The following is a 17387-nucleotide window of genomic DNA, read 5'->3' on the forward strand; positions in this document are numbered from 1 at the left end:
ACGTCGCTGCGCGCCGTCGCCCGCGGGCTCCGGGCGGCCCGGTAGCGTGGTGGGGCACGCCGCCCGCGACGAGCGGACCCGGCGAGACGCGACGACGAGACAGACGAGGACGTCCCATGACCGACACAGCCACCACCGCCGGCGCCCCCGACGCCGCCCCGTCCGGCTCCGCCGCCACGGGCTCGACCACGACGGGCTCGACCGCGACCGGCCGCTCGAAGCCGCCGGCCGACATCGCCCGCTCGTGGCTGCTCGTGCCCGGCACGGCCCCCGAGCGCTTCGACCAGGCCGCGCGCTCCCGCGCCGACCAGATCGTGCTCGACATCGAGGACGCCGTCGACCCGGCCCGCAAGCCCGCCGCCCGCGACGACGTGGTCGCCTGGCTCACGGCCGGCGGAAGCGCCTGGGTCAGGATCAACGACCGTTCGACCGACTTCTGGTCGGACGACGTCGACGCCCTCCTCGGCCTGCCGGGCCTCCAGGGCGTCATGCTCGCCAAGACCGAGGCGCCCGAGCACGTCACCGAGACGTTCGACCGACTGGGAGGCGCAGTGCGGGTCCTCGCGCTGGTCGAGTCCGCGCTGGGCATCGAGGAGAGCCCCTCGATCGCCAAGGCGCGCGGCGCGTTCCGCCTGGCCTTCGGCAGCGGCGACTACCGCCGCGACACGGGCACCAGCGCCGACGACCTCGCCATGGCCTACCCCCGCTCCCGCCTGGTCGTCGCGAGCCGCATCGGAGGCCTGCCCGGCCCGATCGACGGCCCCACCGTCGGCAGCAGCCACCCCGTGCTCCGTGAGCAGGCGGGCGTCGCCGTCGCACTCGGCCTGACGGGCAAGCTCTGCCTCGACGTCGAGCAGCTGCCCGTCATCAACGAGGTCATCAGCCCGACGCCGTCCGACGTGGCCTGGGCCCAGGACTTCCTGGCCGACTTCGAGGGCCGCGGACGCGTCATCCGCGACGGCAGCGACCTGCCCCGTCTCGGCCGCGCGCAGAAGATCGAGAAGCTCGCCACGGCGTTCGGCGTCGCGCCGGCCAGCTAGCCGACCGAGAGCAGAGCCGAGGAGGCGCACCCCACCGGGGTGCGCCTCCTTCTTTTTCGTCGACCCTTGACAAGCGATAGTCGGCGACATATCTTTGACACATCGCGACAACCACCGCGACACAGACTTGAGATCGAGAGGACGTTCCCCATGGGCAACGCACACCACCACATGAACCCCGACCACTCCGACCGTCGCGACCAGCACGACCGCTTCGCCGGCGGCGGTCGCTTCGGCCGCCCCTTCGCCCGCGGCGGCCGCCCCGGCGGCGCCGGCTTCGGCCCCGGCTTCGGCCCCGGCGGCCCCGCCCCCTTCGGCGGTTTCCCCGGGTTCCCCGGCTTCGGCCCCGGCGGCCACCGCGGCGGCCGCGGCCGAGCCCGCAAGGGCGACGTCCGCCTCGCGGTCCTGTCGCTGCTCGCCGACGCCCCGTCGAACGGCTACGGCCTGATCAAGGCCATCGCCGAGCGCACCGACGGCGTCTGGAAGCCGAGCCCCGGCTCCGTCTACCCCACGCTGCAGCAGCTCGTCGACGAAGAGCTCATCGTCGCCGGCGACGAGGCCGCCAAGGGCGAGTACTCGCTCACCGAGGCCGGCCGCACCTACGTGGCCGAGCACGCGGACGCCGTCGAGGCGGCCTGGGCCGCCACGACCGGGGACGAGGCCTCGGACGAGTTCCGCGAGAGCCTCGGCAAGCTCTTCGGCGTCGTGCAGCAGTTCCGCTCGGGCGTGACCGACGCGCAGCGCGCGGCGGCCACCGCCAAGCTCGACGAGACGCGGCGCGCGCTCTACGCGATCCTCGCCGACTGACGTCGGACGGGTCCCGCCCAGGAGGCGCGGTGCAGGCACGCCTGCACCGCGCCTCCTTCGCGTGCCCCGCCGCGACGGCTCCGCGCCCGGCCCGCCCGGCCCGCGCGTCGCCCATCCCTCGCGCAGGACCCGCGTACCCCGTCGTCACGGTCACCTCTCGGCCGATCGGCGGGCGCTCCCCGGCCGGGTCGCTAGCATCCCCCCGACGACAGGGGGCCGCATGACGACGTTCGGCATCGAGGAGGAGTTCATCCTGGTCGACCCCGTGACCCTGACGCCGGCCGACGTCGCCGCGTCCGTGCACGCCGAGCTGCTCGGCTCGGCCCACGAGTCGAAGTTCGTCAGCCACGAGTTCCTGGCGTCGCAGATCGAGCGGTCGAGCCCCGTCTTCACGCAGATGGACCAGGCCGAGGCGGACCTCGTGACCTTCCGCACCCGGCTCGCCGCCCAGGCCCGCAGCCGCGGCGTCGTCGCCGCGGCCGTCGGCACGCCCTTCATGTGCAGCGGCTGGCCGGCGGTGACCGACACCGAGCGGTACCACCGTGTCGAGGAGGAGTTCCGGGGTCTCGTCACCGACCACCTCATCAACGGGACGCACGTCCACGTCGGGGTGCCGTCTCGGGACGTCGGCGTGGCCGTGCTGAACCGGGTGCGCACCTGGCTGCCGACGCTGCTCGCCCTCACCGGCAACTCGCCGTACTGGCACGGTGCCGACACGGGCTTCGCGAGCTGGCGCGCGATGCACATGCGGCGCTGGTCGACGGGCGGCTGCCCGCCTCCCTTCGCGGACGCGGCCGACTACGACCGGCGGATACGTCGGCTCGTCGGCGTCGGCGGCACCTACGACACGCGCACGATCTGGTGGAACGCCCGACTCGCCGAGGACCACCCCACCGTGGAGGTCCGGGTCGCCGACGCCCAGCTCGACCCGGGCGGGGCCCTGCTCGCCGCGACCCTGGTGCGCGCCCTCGTCGACACGGCCCGCGCGGAGGCCGAGGCGGACGTCGCCCCGCTCGAGGTCGAGCCCGAGCTGCTCGACGCCGGTCTCTGGCACGCCGCCCGTGACGGGCTCGGCGGCGAGCTGCTCGACCCCGTCGCCGGGGAGCTGCGCGGGTCCCGGGAGGTGCTGCACCGCCTCCTCGTGCACGTCGGCGACGCGCTCGACGCGTCGGGCGACCACGAACGGACGCGCGCCCTGCTCGACCGCCTGACGACCGACGGGACGGGCGCCGAGCGGCAGCGCGCGGCCGTGCGGCGCGGCGGCCCCGCCGAGCTGCGGCGGCTCTGCGAGACGGCGCTCGTGGCCCGCGCCTGAGCTGCGACGGCACGGAGGCACGGGCCGGTGTCGGAGGGGCAGTGCACGATGGGCTCGGACCACCCACCGACCACCAGGAGGCGCGGATGACGATCGCAGACGACCAGCCGGAGGCGGCAGCCGCCCTCGGGTACGACCCCGGGTTCCTCGCCGTGCAGGTGCCGCTGCCCCGCCCCGGCCCCCGTGCCGTGCGAGAGCTGCCCTACGCGCACTTCACCGTGCTGCTCGATCCCGGCCGGCGCCTGGCGGCGCTGACCGCGGTGAACGTCGACGGGTCCTCGCTCGTCGACCTCGAGCGGGGCGACGACTGGCACCTCGACGAGCGCGTCGCGGCCGACGAGCAGTGCGGGCCCGAGGTCTACGCCCGCAACGACCTCGACCGGGGTCACCTCGTGCGGCGCCGCGACCCGGTCTGGGGCACACCGGCGATCGCGTCGCGCGCGAACCTCGACACGTTCACCTACACGAACGCGGCGCCGCAGGCGGGCGACTTCAACCAGTCGTCCGAGCTCTGGCTCGGCCTGGAGGACCTGGTCCTCGAGTACGCGGCCGTGCACCAGCAGCGCCTCACCGTGCTGACCGGTCCGGTGCTGCACCCGGACGACCCGACCTACCGGGGCGTCCAGCTGCCGCTCCGGTTCTGGAAGATCGCGGCCTGGGCGACGCGCGACGGCGCCGCGCTGCGCACCTCGGCCTACCTGCTCGACCAGTCGCCCCAGCTCGACGACGCCGACCTCGGGCAGGCGACCGCCCGGGCCGGCGACGAGGGCGAGCTGCCCCCGCTCGGGCCGTACCGCACCTTCCAGGTGCCGGTGCGCGACATCGCCGCGCTGACCGGGCTCGAGCTCGCGCAGCTGGCCGAGGCCGACTCGCTGCAGGTCGTCCCGACGGTCCGGCCGCCGTCGGGGCTCCCCGAGGGGTGGGTGCCGCTCGACTCGCCCGACCAGCTGACGTTCTAGCGGGGCACGCCGGGTCGGGTCGGATCTCGGCCCGGGTCTGCCCGGCCCGTCCCGGCTCGGCCCGGGTCTGCCCGTCCCGGCTCGGCCCGGTCGACTCGGCTCGGCCGGAGGTGGGCGTGGCAGGATCCGTCCTCGTGCCTGCCGACCCTGCCGCCCGTGACGCCCCTGACGCCCCAGGCCCACGACCCCTCGCCGACGATCCCCCGACCGTCCTGACCGTCCGGCGCGAGCACGACGTCGTGCCGGAGCGGGCGACGCCCTGGCGCGAGGTGGTGGCGGAGTTCGACGTGCCGGCCGACGCGAGGGCGTCGGCCGACCTCGTCCGTCCCCTGCTCGACGACCCCGAGCTGCACTGGACGCCCGGCCTGCGACGAGGCGTGCTGGCGCTGCTGCCCTGCAGCACGGCGATGGTGCGCGTCGTGCTGTCGTGGGAGTGGTCGGTCGAGGCTGCCGACTTCTCGGTGCACTCGCTCGAGCCGGAGCCCTTCTCGTCCGACGACCTGGTCGTCCTCGAGGGGTGGCTCCGCGCTGCCGCGCGACGCCTCGCGTCCGAGGGCGATGCGATCGAGGTCGCGGTGACCCGGGTGGTCGACGACGTCGTGTCGGGGCTCGACCGGAGCGCACCTCCTCGATCCACCCCGACGCCGGCGGACGACGACGCCGTCAGCGACCCGGACGGCGCCCCCGGGCACACGACCGGCACGGCGGTCCTCGGCACCCGCGTCGCCGGGCCGGACACGGAGTCCGGTCACGGACGGGTCGACGTCCGCCTGCCCGACCCCGGCGACCCCGGCCACGAGGTCCTCGTCGACGTCTCGACGGGCCGCCTGCTCGGGCACCGGACCACCCTCGCGGACGAGGGCGACCCCTGGGCGTTCCGCTACGTCGTGGTCGACGAGGTCGAAGCGGCACGGGCCGAGGGGCCGGCCGACGTCGTCCCGACCGACCTGGTCCACTGGCACGACCAGCACATCCAGCGGCAGATGCTCGCCGACGATGCCCGGCAGGCTCTCGTGCACCTGCTGGCCGGCCTCGACGCGCCGGCGTCGGTGGGCTACCGCGGCTGACCGGCCGGGCGGGCTCGAGACACGCTCGGGACGGACCTGCCGGGCACGGGGACGGGGTCTACGGCCGCCAGTCGACGATGGCGACGAAGCGGCTGCCCACGCCGGTCACCTCGCTGCGCGCCGTGCCCTGTTCGGGCTCGGGCAGCTCGTCCACGCCGTGGTCGTCGCAGCTGAGGTGCGTCCACGAGGGCCACCACTTCTTCGGCCGGGCGGCCTCGTGGTAGCCGCACACCACGCAGGCGAGATCGACCCAGACGGGCTTGCCCGTCCGGTTCGCCCGGGACTGCAGCAGCCACGCGGGCGGGGACTTCTCGAGCGCGAGCAGCTCGTCGAGCGTCAGCGTCGCGGGGATGCCGTGCCGCACCGCCATCTCGAGCGGGATGTCGAGCTGCAGGGCAGCGTCTCGTCGCGTGATCATCGCGCCCAGCCTACGGGGCGACCAGCACCTTCTCGAAGCAGATCGAGTTCGGGAGCGCCTCGACGTAGGGCTCGTACGTCGGGATCGGCCGGTAGCCGACGCGCTCGTAGAGGCGGACGGCCTCCGGCTGGCGGTCGCCCGTCTGCAGGATGAGCCGCGGCGCCCCACCTGCCCGGGCGACGGCCTCGACCTCGGCCATCAGCACCCGGCCGAGGCCACGGCCGCGCTCGGTCGAGTCGACGATGACGCGCTTGACCTCCCACTCGCCGTCGAGGTCGCGCAGCACGGCGTGCGCCACGGCACGGCCGGCGTCGTCGGTGACGAGCACGGTCGCGTGGACCTGCTCGGGGTGCACGCGCAGGGCGTCGTCACGGGCGGCCGTGACCGCCGGGTCCTCCACGACGCCGGGGTCGGAGTACCGCTCGTTCATCTCGGCGTCCATGCGCGCCCGGAGCTCGAGGGCCCGTGGGTCGTCCCACGCGACGTGCTGCACGTGCAGCGCCGCCCCGGACGAGGCGGCGGGGACGCCCGCCTCGAGGGGCGAGGGCTGAGGGGAGACCTGGGCAGGAGGAGCGGCGTTCGTCACCGAGACATCCTGCCATCGCTGCCCGGGCGCTCCCTGCACGCTGTGCACGTCGCGCCGGGGCCGGGGCCGGGCCGGGGCCGGGGCCGGTCAGCCTGGGCCTGTGAGCCGGGGCCCGTGACCCGCGGCCCGCTAGCGCAGGCTGACGCCCCGGGCGGCCATGAACGGCACCGGGTCGGTCGAGGCGCCGTTGACGCGCGTCTCGAAGTGCAGGTGGCAGCCGGTCGAGTTGCCGGTGGAGCCGACGAGGGCGATGAGCTGGCCGGCGACGACGGACTGGCCGTTGCGCACCTTGATGCCGCCGTTGACGATGTGGCCGTAGGCCGTGCTGAGGCCGCCGCTGTGGGCGATCCGCACGTAGTTGCCGTAGCCGCCGTAGGCACCGGCGTAGTTGACCGTGCCGGAGGCCGCCGCGTAGATCGGCGTGGAGCAGCCGGGCGCCAGGTCGACGCCGTCGTGCAGCTTCCACTGGCCCGAGACGGGGTTGACGCGGTAGCCGTAGCCGCTCGAGATGCCGCCGCCGCTGGGGCGGACCCAGCCGGAGCCGGATCCCGACCCGCCGCCTCCGCCGGACGACGCCGGGGGCGCCGCCGGAGCAGGGGCAGGGGCGCCGGCGCTCGGGGCAGGACGCGCGGCGGCAGCCGCAGCAGCCGCGGCCGCGGCGGCGGCACGCTGCTGACGCAGCTCCTCCGCCTGGCGGGCGGCCTCGGCGGCTCGGGCGGCCTGCTCGGCGGCGACGCGCTGACGCTCCGCCTCGACGCCGGCCTCGTACTGTTCCTGGGTCTGTGCGGTCGTGTCCTGCAGCACGGCCAGCTGGGCCTGGAGGCGCGACTCGTTCTCCTGCTGCGCGGTCACCGCGGCCGTGGCGGCGTCGGCCGCGGCCTGCGCCTCGTCCATCGAGACCTGCGCCGTGTCGCGGAGGCCGACCAGCGCCTCCTTCGCGACGGCAGCCTGGTCGCCGAGCGACTGGGCCACGTTGCGGTCGGAGACGGCCTGCTCACGGATGCCGTCGGCCTGTTCGGTGATCTTGCTCATGGCGCCGAGACGGTAGAGCAGGTCGTCGGCGGCCTCTCCGTCGCCGACCAGCTGCGTCGAGACGTCGCCGCCGCCCGTACGCGCGAGCTGGGCCGAGACCTGGCCGGCGCGCTTCTCGCTCTCGTCCGCGATCGCGTTCTTCTCGTCGACCTGCGCCTGCAGCTCGGCGAGCTTCGCGGCGCCCTGGTCGGCGAGGTCCTGTGCGGCCTGGAACGCCGCGCCCAGGCGCTCGGCCTCGGCCTGCGCGTTCACCGCGTCGGACTGCAGCTGGTCGAGCAGCCCCTGCAGCTCGGAGATCTGTGCCTGCTTGGACGACTCGTTCGCCTGGGCGGCCACGACGTCGTCCCAGGTCGGGTAGGTCGCCGCGCGTGCGGGCGAACCGCCGACCACGACACCGGCGACGACGAAGACGAGCGCGAGGAGCATCGTCGAGGCGACGGCGAACGCGCTGCGCGAACGCAGGGCCGGCAGGAGCGGTGCAGGCAGCGGAGAACTCACGTGGTCGTGTCCTGACTCGAGGGGGGCGACCTGCGTCGAGCTGCCTGTCGGCAGCTCGTCACCGAGGTCGGATGCGTGACCACCCTACGGCGGAAGAGGGCGAGGGTAAACCCGAGGTAGAAGGTTCGGGCGTCACCCGACGACCCCCAGAGCTGGGGCCACTCCAGTTCACTCGAGTCACACGAGTCACAGCGACCCCGTGATCTGTCCCCCGATCCGAGCGCGGCGAGCGTGGCCGGTCATGACAGGCGACCCGACGGGCGCCCCTCCGATCAGGCGGCGTCGCCGGTCGGGTCGGACGCGGACGGGTCGGCGAGCAGGGCGCCGCCGACCGGCTCGTCCGCCCACTCGACGATCACCCAGCCCTCGCCCGGCGCGCCCTCGAGCCCCACCACGCCGGTGTTCGCCAACTGGTGGGCGCGCACGAACGCCGCGTCGACGTTGGACGCGCGTCGCCCCGCCCAGCCCCGGATCGCGGCACCGTGGCTGACGACGGCCGCGACGTCGAGGCCGCCCGCGCAGACCTCGTCGACCGCGCCGTCGAAGCGGGCGAAGAACGCGTGGCCGTCCTCGGCGCCGGGGACGCGGGCGTCGAGGTCGCCGTCGACCCAGCGCAGCACGGTGCCGAGGTAGGTCGACACGGCCTCCTGGTCGGAGCGGAGCTCGAGCTCGCCCGCCTCGACCTCGCGGAGGCCGTCACGGACGGTCGGCACGAGGCCGAGGGAGGCGGCGAGCGGGGCCGCGGTCAGCTGCGTCCGCAGCATGGTGCTGGTCGACAGCGCCCCGATGCCTGCCGATGCGAGGGCGTCGGGCAGCGCGGCGGCCTGCTCGAGGCCGAGGTCGGTGAGGCCCGGGCCGGGCACGGTCGTGCCGAGCTCGCCGCGGACGTTGTCGGGGGTCTGACCGTGTCTGATGAGGTAGAGGCGCATGGCTCTCCACTTTACGGACGGCCACCGACACCGCCGACACCGCCCAGGGCCGGGCCCAGGCCCAGGGCCGGGTCAGCCCGCGAGCACCGCGTCGGCGCGCTCGCGGGTGGCCCGCACCAGCCCGGCCGAGCGCTCGTCGGGCCCGGTCGCCCAGGCGAGCGCCGCCTCCTCGGCCATGCCGTGCCGCACGTGCCGCGCGACGAGGCGCCGCAGCCGCTCGACCTGCGGCACCTCCACCCACCAGGCGAGGTCGAGCTCGGCGCGGGCGCTCCGCCACGGCTCCTGGTCGACGAGCAGGTAGTTGCCCTCCACGATCACCACCTCGACGTCGGGGGCGACCTCGATCGAGCCGGCGACCGCCTCCTCGAGGCCCCTGACGTAGTCGGGAGCCCAGACCGTCTCGCCGGGCTCGACCTGTCGGATGCGACGGAGGAGCGCGAGCCAGCCGGTCCCGTCGAACGTGTCGATCGCGCCCTTGCGGTCGAGTCGGCCCAGCCGGGCGAGGGTCGCGCTTGCGAGGTGGAAGCCGTCCATCGGGACGACGACGGCCGAGCACCCGGTCGTGAGCAACGCCTCCGCCAGCACCGTCGCCGTCGTGCTCTTGCCGCTGCCCGGCTCGCCCGCGAGGCCGACCACGACGCGACGGCTTGTCTCGGCCCGGAGGCCGACGAGGCTCTCGACGGCGTCGTCGACGGCGATCGGCTCAGGACCCGGGACCGGCAGGTCCGCTGGCGACGTCACGACCGGCGAGCTCGGGTCAGGCGCCGGGCGTGGGGGTCGCGCGCCGCGCCGAGATCGCCTTGCGGAGCACCGTGATCAGGATCGGCAGCACCGAGACGAGCACGATCACGATCGCCCAGACGTCGATGTGGTCGGCGACGATCGGCACGCCGCCGAGCAGCGAGCCGAGCACCGTGAGGCCCACGGCCCAGAGGAACGCGCCGATGACGTTGAACGCGAGGAACGCCGGGTAGCGGTAGCCCGCCGTGCCCGCGGCGAGCGGCACGTAGGTGCGCACGATGGGCACGAAGCGGCCGAGGATGAGCGAGAGGCCGCCGTACTTGGCGAAGAACGCCTCGGCCTTGGCGAGGTGGGCCGTCTTCAGCACGCGTGCGTCGGGCCGGAACCAGCGCCGGCCGAAGCGGTTGCCGAGGAAGTACCCCACCTGGTCGCCGAGGAACGCGGCGGCGAAGGCGCAGAGGGCGATCAGCCAGACCGGCAGCTCGAGGGCCTCGTGCAGCAGCCCGGCCGTGAACAGCAACGAGTCGCCCGGCAGGAACGGGAACAGCACGCCCGACTCGATGAACACCATCAGCGAGATGCCCGCGAGCGCCCAGGGGCCCAGCGCCGGCAGCAGCGCCTCGGGGTCGAAGAGCAGGAAGCCGCCGGAGGCGAGGGGCAGGGAGGCGAGGAGGGTGGCTGTCGTCACCGGGCGAGTGTAACGACCGCGCGCTCGCGGGTGCCTCCTCCCCCGGTGGTCGCAGGCCGTGGCCGGCGGGTGTCGTCCGGTCGGCGGATGTCGGCGGCGGTGCCCCTCTCCTAGTCTCGACGCAGGTCGGCAGCCCCCGTACGCGACGATGCGTGCCCGGGGCGACGACACCCGCACGACGACGAGAGGCACCCCCATGATCGAAGCTCGATCACTCACGAAGAGATACGGCTCGAAGGTGGCGCTCGACGACGTCAGCTTCACCGTGCGACCCGGCGTCGTCACGGGGTTCCTCGGCCCCAACGGCGCGGGCAAGTCGACGACCATGCGCATGATCGTCGGGCTCGACCGGCCCACCTCCGGCTCGGTGACCGTCAACGGCCGCCCGTACGCCGACCACCGTGCGCCCCTCCGCGAGGTCGGCGTGCTGCTCGACGCGAAGGCCGTGCACAGCGGCCGCAGCGCCCACGACCACCTCCTGGCCATGGCCGCCACGCACGGCATCGGCAAGGCCCGCGTCCGCGAGGTCATCGCCCTGACCGGCCTCGAGTCCGTCGCGAAGAAGCGCGTCGGCGGCTTCTCGCTCGGCATGGGCCAGCGCCTCGGCATCGCCGCCGCCCTGCTCGGCGACCCCGCGACCCTGATCTTCGACGAGCCCGTCAACGGCCTCGACCCCGAGGGCGTGGTGTGGGTGCGGACCCTCGCCCGCCACCTCGCCAGCGAGGGCCGCACCGTCTTCCTCTCGTCGCACCTGATGAGCGAGATGGCACAGACCGCCGACCACCTCATCGTCCTCGGCCGGGGCCGTGTCCTGGCCGACGCGCCCGTCAGCAGCGTGATCGCCCAGGCGTCCGGCGACGGCGTGCGCGTGCGCAGCCCGCACCTCGCCCAGCTGTCCGACCTGCTGCGCAGCCGCACCGAGGTCGTCGTGACGACGACCGAGGACGGCGCGCTCGACCTCCGGGGCGTCACCGCCGCACAGGTCGGCGAGGCCGCAGCCGCCCAGGGCATCGTGCTGCACGAGCTCACCCCGCTGGTCCGATCGCTGGAGGAGGCCTACATGACCCTCACCCAGGACTCGGTCGAGTACCACGCAGGAGGCACAGCCCACGCCGGAGGCGCCCCCGCGGCCGCCGACGCCGCATCCGCCACGACGTCGGGAGCGACGCGATGACCACGACCACCACGCCCCGCCCGACGCCCCACGCCCACACGGCGGGCTCGGGGGTCTCGTTCGCCCACGTCCTGCGGTCGGAGTGGATCAAGCTCCGCAGCCTCCGCTCGACAGCCTGGTGCTTCGCGGTCATCGTCGTGCTGCTGATCGGCTTCGCCCTGCTGTTCGGCGCCTTCGCGTCCGGCTTCGAGGGGGCACCGGCCACCGACGAGCAGCAGCAGTCGCTCGCCGTCAGCGTCGCCACGATCGGCGTGCCGTTCGCGCAGCTCGTCGCCGCGGTGCTCGGCGCCCTCGTCATCACCGGCGAGTACGGCACCGGCATGGTCCGCTCCACCTTCGCGGCCGTCCCCCGCCGCACGCCGGCGCTCATCGCCAAGGTCCTGCTCATCGGCGTCACGACCTTCGTCGTGTCGGCCCTCGCGCTGGCTGTCGCGCTGCTCGTGTCCACGCCGCTCCTCTCGAGCTCGGGCGTCGACACCGACCTCGCCGACGGGCGCATCTGGCTGTCGATGCTCGGCGGCGCCGCGACCATCGGCTTCATCGCCATGATCGCCTTCGGTCTCGGCGCGATCATCCGCAACGGGGCCGGCGCGATCGCCTCGGCGATCGGCATCGTCTTCGTGCTGCCGATCATCTTCTCGATCGGCCAGGCGCTGATCGCGAAGTCGTGGATCTACTCGCTCTACGAGTTCATCCCGCCGCAGGCCGCGACGCGCGTCTACGACTACCCGGTCGACGGACAGTCGCTCACCGCCCTGCCGGGCCTCGACGGCTCGCTCGTGCTCGAGCCGTGGCAGGCGCTGCTCGTGCTGGTCGGCTGGGTCGTGGTGCTGTTCGCGATCGCGCTCGCCCTCGTGAAGCGACGCGACGTCTAGTCCGCAGCCGCGCCTCCTCGGCGGCAGGGGCCGACGCGACCACCCGGTCGCGTCGGTCCCTCGCCTCGTGCCCCTCTGCCGCCTGCTCCGCCGGCTGCTCTGCCGACTGCTCTTCCGTCTGTTCTGCCGACTGCTCTGCTGTCCGCCCCTGTCGTTCACCTCGGATCGGGAATGAACGACGCCTCGCGAGCGCTGCACCGGTGTCTCGACGGCGAGACACCGCCACCGCCACCCGCCAGCCCCTCCAGGGAGATCACATGACGAGCGACACCGCCGCGTCCACCGCCGCCGACACCGGCTCGGTCAGCGCGACCCCCGACGGGGACGACGCAGCCCTCGCGGCCCGCAACAAGCTCGTCATCGGCCTGCTGCTCGTCAGCGCCTTCGTCGTCATCCTCAACGAGACGATCATGGGCGTGGCCCTGCCGAGCCTGACCCGCGACCTCGACATCACCGTGACCGCCGGCCAGTGGCTGACGACCGGCTTCATGCTGACGATGGCGGTCGTCATCCCGATCACCGGGTTCCTGCTGCAGCGGTTCAACACGCGCCCGGTCTTCATCACCGCGATGAGCCTGTTCAGCCTCGGCACCGCCATCTCGGCGATCGCGCCCGGCTTCGGCGTGCTGCTGCTCGGCCGTGTCGTCCAGGCGTCCGGCACCGCGATCATGATGCCGCTGCTGATGACGACGGTGCTGACGCTCGTGCCCGCCGCCACGCGCGGACGCACGATGGGCAACATCTCGATCGTCATCTCGGTCGCGCCCGCCATCGGGCCGACCATCTCCGGGATCATCCTCAGCGTCTTCGAGTGGCGCTTCATGTTCATCCTCGTGCTGCCCATCGCGCTGGGCGCCCTCGCCCTCGGCGCCGCGCGCGTCAAGAACGTCACCACCCCCCGCACGGTGCCGCTCGACGTCTTCTCGGTGATCCTGTCCGCCTTCGCGTTCGGCGGCATCGTGTTCGGGCTCAGCTCGATCGGGGAAGGCGCCGAGGCTGCCGTGCCGGCGTGGCTGCCGATCGGCGTCGGGGTCGTCGCCCTGCTCGCGTTCGTCCTGCGCCAGCGCGCCCTGCAGCGCGACGACAAGGCGCTGCTCGACCTCCGTACCTTCCTGTCGCGCACCTTCACCACGTCGGTCCTCGTGCTCGGCGTCGGCATGATCGCCCTCTTCGGCACCCTGATCGTGCTGCCGATCTACCTGCAGAACGTCCACGGCCTCGACCCGCTGGCGACCGGCCTGCTCCTGCTGCCCGGCGGCCTGCTGCAGGGCGTGCTCTCGCCGATCGTCGGCCGCATCTTCGACAAGCACGGTCCGACCGTGCTGCTCGTGCCCGGCACGATGCTCGTCAGCGCGGTGCTGTGGTTCCTCTCGACCGTGTCCGAGTCGACGCCCATCCCGATGGTGCTCGGCGCGCACGTCGCCCTCAGCGTCGGCCTCGCGCTGATGTTCACGCCGCTCTTCACGTCGGGCCTGGGCTCGCTGCCCGGCCGTCTCTACTCGCACGGCTCGGCGATCGTCGGCACGGTGCAGCAGGTCGCGGGCGCGGCCGGCACCGCCGTGTTCGTGACCGTCATGACGCTGGCCACCGTGTCCGCGGCGAACGGCGGTGCCGGCGACATCGCCGCCGCGAGCGCCGGCGTCCGCGCCGCGTTCCTGGTGGGCGCGATCATCTCGCTCTTCGCCGTGGTCGGTGCCTTCTTCGTCCGCAAGCCCCCGGTGACCGAGGGCGCCGAGCCGATCGTGGCGCACTAGCCGCACCTCCCCCACGACCGCCCTCCCCGACCACCGGGGAGGGCGGTCGTGCGTCCGGCGCCGGGAGTACTGTCGCCGGTGTTCGTGCACCCTCTGCACGAATGCACACCGCGCACAGGGGAGATCACCATGAGCAGCTCGTCGTCGACCACGGCCCGCCGAGGCGGCGGCAGCGTCCGCAGCCTGGTCCCGGCCCGCATGGACCGACTCCCGTGGACCAAGTTCCACTGGACGATCGTCGTCGGGCTCGGCTTCTCGTGGGTGCTGGACGGCCTCGAGATCCAGATCGTCGCCTCCGCCGGGTTCCAGGCCGACCTCGGCCTGACCGCCGCGCAGGTCGGCTACCTCGGCACGATCTACCTGCTCGGCCAGGTGGCGGGAGCCCTGATCTTCGGCCGGCTGAGCGACACGCTCGGCCGCAAGAAGCTCTTCATCCTCACGCTGGCCATCTACCTCGTCGCCAGCGGCCTGGCCGGGCTGTCGCCGAGCTTCGCGTTCCTGGCCGTCTTCCGGTTCGTCGCCGGCATGGGCATCGGCGGCGAGTACGCCGCGATCAACTCGGCCATCGACGAGATCATCCCGTCGCGCTACCGCGGCCGCGTCGACATCGCGATCAACGGCACCTACTGGGGCGGCGCGGCCCTCGGCTCGGCCGCCAACCTCTTCCTGCTGAACACCGACTACTTCGCCGAGAACGTCGGCTGGCGCATCGGCTTCTTCATCGGCCCGGTGCTCGGCCTGATCATCATCTACCTGCGCCGGCACATCCCCGAGAGCCCCCGCTGGCTGATGACCCACGGCCGAGAGGAGGAGGCGGAGGCGACGGTCACCGACATCGAGCACCGCGTCGAGGCGGAGGGCCGCACCCTCGAGCCGGTCAGCGACGACCAGGCGCTCGAGGTGACCGACCAGGGCCGGATCCCGTTCAGCGTCATCCTCCGCACCCTGCTCAAGGACTACCCGAAGCGCACCCTCGTCGCCGCGACGATGATGATCACGCAGTCGTTCCTCTACAACGCCATCTTCTTCACCTACGCGCTCGTGCTGCAGAACTTCTACGGCACCGACCCGGCGTCGACGCAGTACTTCTTCTTCCCGTTCGCCATCGGCAACCTGCTCGGCCCGCTGCTGCTCGGCCACCTCTTCGACACGTGGGGCCGCCGCCAGATGATCTTCCTGACCTACGGGGTCTCGGCGGTCGTCCTGGCCGTGTCGGCCGTGCTGTTCCACATGGACGTCCTGAGCGCGACGACCCAGACCGTGTTCTGGTGCGTCTCGTTCTTCTTCGCGTCGGCGGGCGCCTCCTCGGCCTACCTCACGGTGAGCGAGATCTTCCCGCTCGAACTGCGCGGCCAGGTGATCGGCTACTTCTTCGCCCTCGGCCAGATCGCCGGCGCGGTCGCCCCGACGCTCTACGGCTCACTGATCGGCGACGGCACCGACCGCGGGCCGCTGACGGCGGGGTACTTCCTCGGCGCCGGCATCATGCTCGTAGGAGGCGTGATCGCGTTCGTCTTCGGGGTGTCGGCCGAGCGGAAGTCGCTCGAGTCGATCACGAGTCCGCTGTCGGTCGTGACGCCGGGCAAGGGCGGCGGCACCGGGAAGTCGTAGCGGTCGAGACCCGACCGACAGGGTCGCGCCGGCGGGGGCAGGCCGTCAGGGCCCACGCTCAGGGGGCGGGCTCCGGCACGCTGACCGCCGGAGGCACCGCGGCCAGGTCGGGCAGCAGGCCGATGTCGACGAGAACCACCTCGCCGGCGAGGGCGGCGGCGGGCTCGATCAGGAGCCCGGCCTTGTGGGCCCCGAAGGTGACGGTCAGGGTCGCGGGCAGCACGGTCGGGTCGGGCACGGCACCGTCGTCGGGGCCGATGCCGCTCGGCACGTCGACTGCGACGACGGGCGGGCCGTCGACGGCCGTGACCCAGGGCAGCAGCGCCGCGACGACGTCACGGGCCGGGCCTCGCAGGGCCGGGTCGGCGCTCGTGCCGGTGCCGAGCACGCCATCGAGGAGGACGGCCGCGCCCGACTCCCGGAGCCGGGCGCCCGCCTCCTCGACGGTCGACCAGCGGGCCGGGTCGTCGACGACGGCACCGGAGGCGCGGGCCGCGACGAGCCCCTCCCCGTGCAGCCGGCTGCCGGTGGGCACGACCGTGACCGCGCAGCCAGCGTCGGCCAGTGCGGCACCCGCGAGGAGCGCGTCGCCCCCGTTGCTGCCGCTGCCGACGAGCAGCACGACGGGCGCGGGCCACCGGTCCCGGGCCTGCAGCAGCCGCTCCACCTCGTGCGCGAGCCCTGCGCTCGCGCGCTGCATCAGCGGCTCGCCCGCGTCGAGGTGCGGCTGCTCGGCCGCCTTCACCTGTGCGGCAGTCCACCCGTCGATCATCGCTCCATCGTGCCCGCCCGCCGCCCACGCCGCCCGCCCGGCCGCCCGGCCGCGCCGACGGCGGATCACCGAGGCGGCGCCGGGGTGAGCGGGACGCGTCGAGGACTCAGGAGGCGCGGGCCGGCGGGCAGGAGCCGCACCGGTGCCGAGCCGCCTGGCGACGACGACGCCTGAGTCGTCGACGGGTCGCCGCGCTGCCAGACTGGTCCGATGCGCGACCACGTCCAGAACCCCGTCGACGGCACCGAGATCGCGTACGAGGTCGCGGGCGAGGGGCCGCCCCTGCTGCTCGTGCACGGCTCGGGCCTGTCGCGCGGCGCGTGGCGCGGTCTCGGCTACCTGCGCGACCTCGAGCGCGACTTCACCGTCGTCGCCCTCGACCTGCGCGGCCACGGGCGGAGCGGTGCGCCGCACGACGCCGCCTCGTACGACATGGCCCTGCACCGCGGCGACGTCGCGGCCGTCCTCGCCGCGACGGGCCTCGCGCCGGTCCACTTCGTCGGCTACTCGTTCGGCGCCCGCGTCGGCCTGTCGATCGCCGCGCACGAGCCCGAGCTGCTCCGCACCCTGACCACGATCGGCGGCAGCTGGGCGCCGATGAACGGCAACATCGGCGCCACGTTCGCCCCGGACTGGGAGGAGGCGCTCCTGACCGGGGGCATGGCCGCCTTCGTCGAGCGCTGGGAGCACACCATGGGCCGTCGCCTGGACCCGGCGACCCGCCTCGCCTTCATGAGCGACGACCCGCTCGCCCTGGCGGCGTTCTTCCGGGCGGCCGAGACGGGCGGCGGGCTGACGGCGAAGCAGCTCGACGACGTGTCGGTGCCCACCCTGCTGATCGCGGGCACCCGCGACGAGGCACGGCACCGCGAGTCGCAGGACGCCGCCCGCCGCATGCCGACCGCGGCGTTCTTCGAGCTCGTCGGGCAGGACCACGCGTCGTCGCTGATGCCCGTCGACCAGGTCACCGACCTGCTCCGCACCTGGCTCGAGGCCGTCGACGCCTGAGGCGCGCGAGTCGGGGTCCGCCCCGCCGCGCGCGTCGCGGCGCACGTCGCGGTCCGCCCGCTGCGCACGTCGCGGCACACGTCGCCGCACGGGCCCCCGCCCTGCGATGATGG

17 protein-coding genes are annotated in these 17387 nt (G+C 74.0%); 10 read left to right on the forward strand and 7 right to left on the reverse strand.

The annotated features are described in order from the left end of the window. Positions 1-116: 116 nt before the first annotated feature. The 5 genes from IFT77_RS05510 to IFT77_RS05530 all read left to right on the forward strand — a co-directional run bounded on the left by IFT77_RS05510 (position 117) and on the right by IFT77_RS05530 (position 5188). Complete coding sequence (locus tag IFT77_RS05510) at positions 117-1040, forward strand: CoA ester lyase (protein WP_192042230.1); 924 nt, start codon at positions 117-119, stop codon at positions 1038-1040. Positions 1041-1190: 150 nt separating this feature from the next. Beyond that, a complete protein-coding gene (locus tag IFT77_RS05515; RefSeq protein WP_244638390.1) occupies positions 1191-1847 on the forward strand; it encodes a PadR family transcriptional regulator in 657 nt (218 codons plus the stop codon). 220 nt (positions 1848-2067) lie between these two features. Next, a complete protein-coding gene (locus IFT77_RS05520; RefSeq protein ID WP_192042231.1) occupies positions 2068-3162 on the forward strand; it encodes a glutamate--cysteine ligase in 1095 nt (364 codons plus the stop codon). Between the two features lie 86 nt (positions 3163-3248). Then, the gene (locus IFT77_RS05525; RefSeq protein ID WP_192042232.1) at positions 3249-4121 is read left to right on the forward strand and encodes a DNA/RNA non-specific endonuclease; all 873 of its coding nucleotides are present in this window, start codon (positions 3249-3251) and stop codon (positions 4119-4121) included. A 116-nt stretch (positions 4122-4237) separates the two neighbouring features. Then, entirely contained in the window at positions 4238-5188 is a 951-nt protein-coding gene (locus IFT77_RS05530) for a hypothetical protein (RefSeq protein WP_192169389.1), read from the forward strand. Between the two features lie 58 nt (positions 5189-5246). On the opposite strand, the gene IFT77_RS05535 is transcribed toward IFT77_RS05530, so the two are convergent. The 6 genes from IFT77_RS05535 to IFT77_RS16775 all read right to left on the reverse strand — a co-directional run bounded on the left by IFT77_RS05535 (position 5247) and on the right by IFT77_RS16775 (position 10080). Continuing rightward, positions 5247-5606 carry a hypothetical protein gene (locus IFT77_RS05535; RefSeq protein WP_192042234.1) on the reverse strand — a complete coding sequence of 120 codons (360 nt, stop codon included), beginning with the start codon at positions 5604-5606 and terminating at the stop codon, positions 5247-5249. A 10-nt stretch (positions 5607-5616) separates the two neighbouring features. After that, a complete protein-coding gene (locus IFT77_RS05540) occupies positions 5617-6192 on the reverse strand; it encodes a GNAT family N-acetyltransferase (protein ID WP_371740939.1) in 576 nt (191 codons plus the stop codon). A gap of 129 nt (positions 6193-6321) precedes the next feature. Beyond that, entirely contained in the window at positions 6322-7722 is a 1401-nt protein-coding gene (locus tag IFT77_RS17415; protein ID WP_192169390.1) for a peptidoglycan DD-metalloendopeptidase family protein, read from the reverse strand. A 272-nt stretch (positions 7723-7994) separates the two neighbouring features. Continuing rightward, positions 7995-8651 (reverse strand): histidine phosphatase family protein, encoded by a 657-nt coding sequence (locus tag IFT77_RS05550; RefSeq protein WP_192169391.1) that lies wholly within the window; start codon positions 8649-8651, stop codon positions 7995-7997. 72 nt (positions 8652-8723) lie between these two features. Beyond that, positions 8724-9392 carry a nucleoside/nucleotide kinase family protein gene (locus tag IFT77_RS05555; protein ID WP_371740940.1) on the reverse strand — a complete coding sequence of 223 codons (669 nt, stop codon included), beginning with the start codon at positions 9390-9392 and terminating at the stop codon, positions 8724-8726. A gap of 16 nt (positions 9393-9408) precedes the next feature. Continuing rightward, positions 9409-10080, reverse strand: coding sequence for a DedA family protein (locus IFT77_RS16775; protein WP_371740941.1), 672 nt, complete (start codon positions 10078-10080; stop codon positions 9409-9411). Between the two features lie 196 nt (positions 10081-10276). Between IFT77_RS16775 and IFT77_RS05565 the strand changes: the two genes are divergently transcribed. The 4 genes from IFT77_RS05565 to IFT77_RS05580 all read left to right on the forward strand — a co-directional run bounded on the left by IFT77_RS05565 (position 10277) and on the right by IFT77_RS05580 (position 15494). Then, positions 10277-11254, forward strand: a complete 978-nt coding sequence (locus IFT77_RS05565; RefSeq protein WP_192169393.1) for an ABC transporter ATP-binding protein — start codon at positions 10277-10279, stop codon at positions 11252-11254. Continuing rightward, the gene (locus tag IFT77_RS05570; protein WP_192169394.1) at positions 11251-12129 is read left to right on the forward strand and encodes an ABC transporter permease subunit; all 879 of its coding nucleotides are present in this window, start codon (positions 11251-11253) and stop codon (positions 12127-12129) included. The genes IFT77_RS05565 and IFT77_RS05570 overlap by 4 nt, the downstream gene beginning before the upstream one ends. Positions 12130-12386: 257 nt before the next feature. Then, entirely contained in the window at positions 12387-13883 is a 1497-nt protein-coding gene (locus tag IFT77_RS05575; RefSeq protein ID WP_192169395.1) for a DHA2 family efflux MFS transporter permease subunit, read from the forward strand. A 129-nt stretch (positions 13884-14012) separates the two neighbouring features. Further along, positions 14013-15494 carry an MFS transporter gene (locus tag IFT77_RS05580; RefSeq protein ID WP_192169396.1) on the forward strand — a complete coding sequence of 494 codons (1482 nt, stop codon included), beginning with the start codon at positions 14013-14015 and terminating at the stop codon, positions 15492-15494. 58 nt (positions 15495-15552) lie between these two features. On the opposite strand, the gene IFT77_RS05585 is transcribed toward IFT77_RS05580, so the two are convergent. Then, positions 15553-16266, reverse strand: coding sequence for an NAD(P)H-hydrate epimerase (locus tag IFT77_RS05585; protein WP_192169397.1), 714 nt, complete (start codon positions 16264-16266; stop codon positions 15553-15555). Between the two features lie 210 nt (positions 16267-16476). On the opposite strand from IFT77_RS05585, the gene IFT77_RS05590 reads away from it, so the two are divergent. Continuing rightward, a complete protein-coding gene (locus tag IFT77_RS05590) occupies positions 16477-17274 on the forward strand; it encodes an alpha/beta fold hydrolase (RefSeq protein WP_192042243.1) in 798 nt (265 codons plus the stop codon). Positions 17275-17387 lie beyond the last annotated feature (113 nt).

It is taken from the genome of Frigoribacterium sp. CFBP 13729, from assembly GCF_014841875.1.
Taxonomy (GTDB): Bacteria; Actinomycetota; Actinomycetes; order Actinomycetales; family Microbacteriaceae; genus Frigoribacterium.

What these genes read in the sequence shown, in the direction of transcription:
- IFT77_RS05510 (WP_192042230.1), top strand. Translation starts at nt 117, where the DNA reads ATGACCGACACAGCCACCACCGCCGGCGCCCCCGACGCCGCCCCGTCC.
- IFT77_RS05515 (WP_244638390.1), top strand. Translation starts at nt 1,191, where the DNA reads ATGGGCAACGCACACCACCACATGAACCCCGACCACTCCGACCGTCGC.
- IFT77_RS05520 (WP_192042231.1), top strand. Translation starts at nt 2,068, where the DNA reads ATGACGACGTTCGGCATCGAGGAGGAGTTCATCCTGGTCGACCCCGTG.
- IFT77_RS05525 (WP_192042232.1), top strand. Translation starts at nt 3,249, where the DNA reads ATGACGATCGCAGACGACCAGCCGGAGGCGGCAGCCGCCCTCGGGTAC.
- IFT77_RS05535 (WP_192042234.1), bottom strand. Translation starts at nt 5,606, where the DNA reads ATGATCACGCGACGAGACGCTGCCCTGCAGCTCGACATCCCGCTCGAG.
- IFT77_RS05550 (WP_192169391.1), bottom strand. Translation starts at nt 8,651, where the DNA reads ATGCGCCTCTACCTCATCAGACACGGTCAGACCCCCGACAACGTCCGC.
- IFT77_RS05565 (WP_192169393.1), top strand. Translation starts at nt 10,277, where the DNA reads ATGATCGAAGCTCGATCACTCACGAAGAGATACGGCTCGAAGGTGGCG.
- IFT77_RS05570 (WP_192169394.1), top strand. Translation starts at nt 11,251, where the DNA reads ATGACCACGACCACCACGCCCCGCCCGACGCCCCACGCCCACACGGCG.
- IFT77_RS05575 (WP_192169395.1), top strand. Translation starts at nt 12,387, where the DNA reads ATGACGAGCGACACCGCCGCGTCCACCGCCGCCGACACCGGCTCGGTC.
- IFT77_RS05580 (WP_192169396.1), top strand. Translation starts at nt 14,013, where the DNA reads ATGAGCAGCTCGTCGTCGACCACGGCCCGCCGAGGCGGCGGCAGCGTC.
- IFT77_RS05585 (WP_192169397.1), bottom strand. Translation starts at nt 16,266, where the DNA reads ATGATCGACGGGTGGACTGCCGCACAGGTGAAGGCGGCCGAGCAGCCG.
- IFT77_RS05590 (WP_192042243.1), top strand. Translation starts at nt 16,477, where the DNA reads ATGCGCGACCACGTCCAGAACCCCGTCGACGGCACCGAGATCGCGTAC.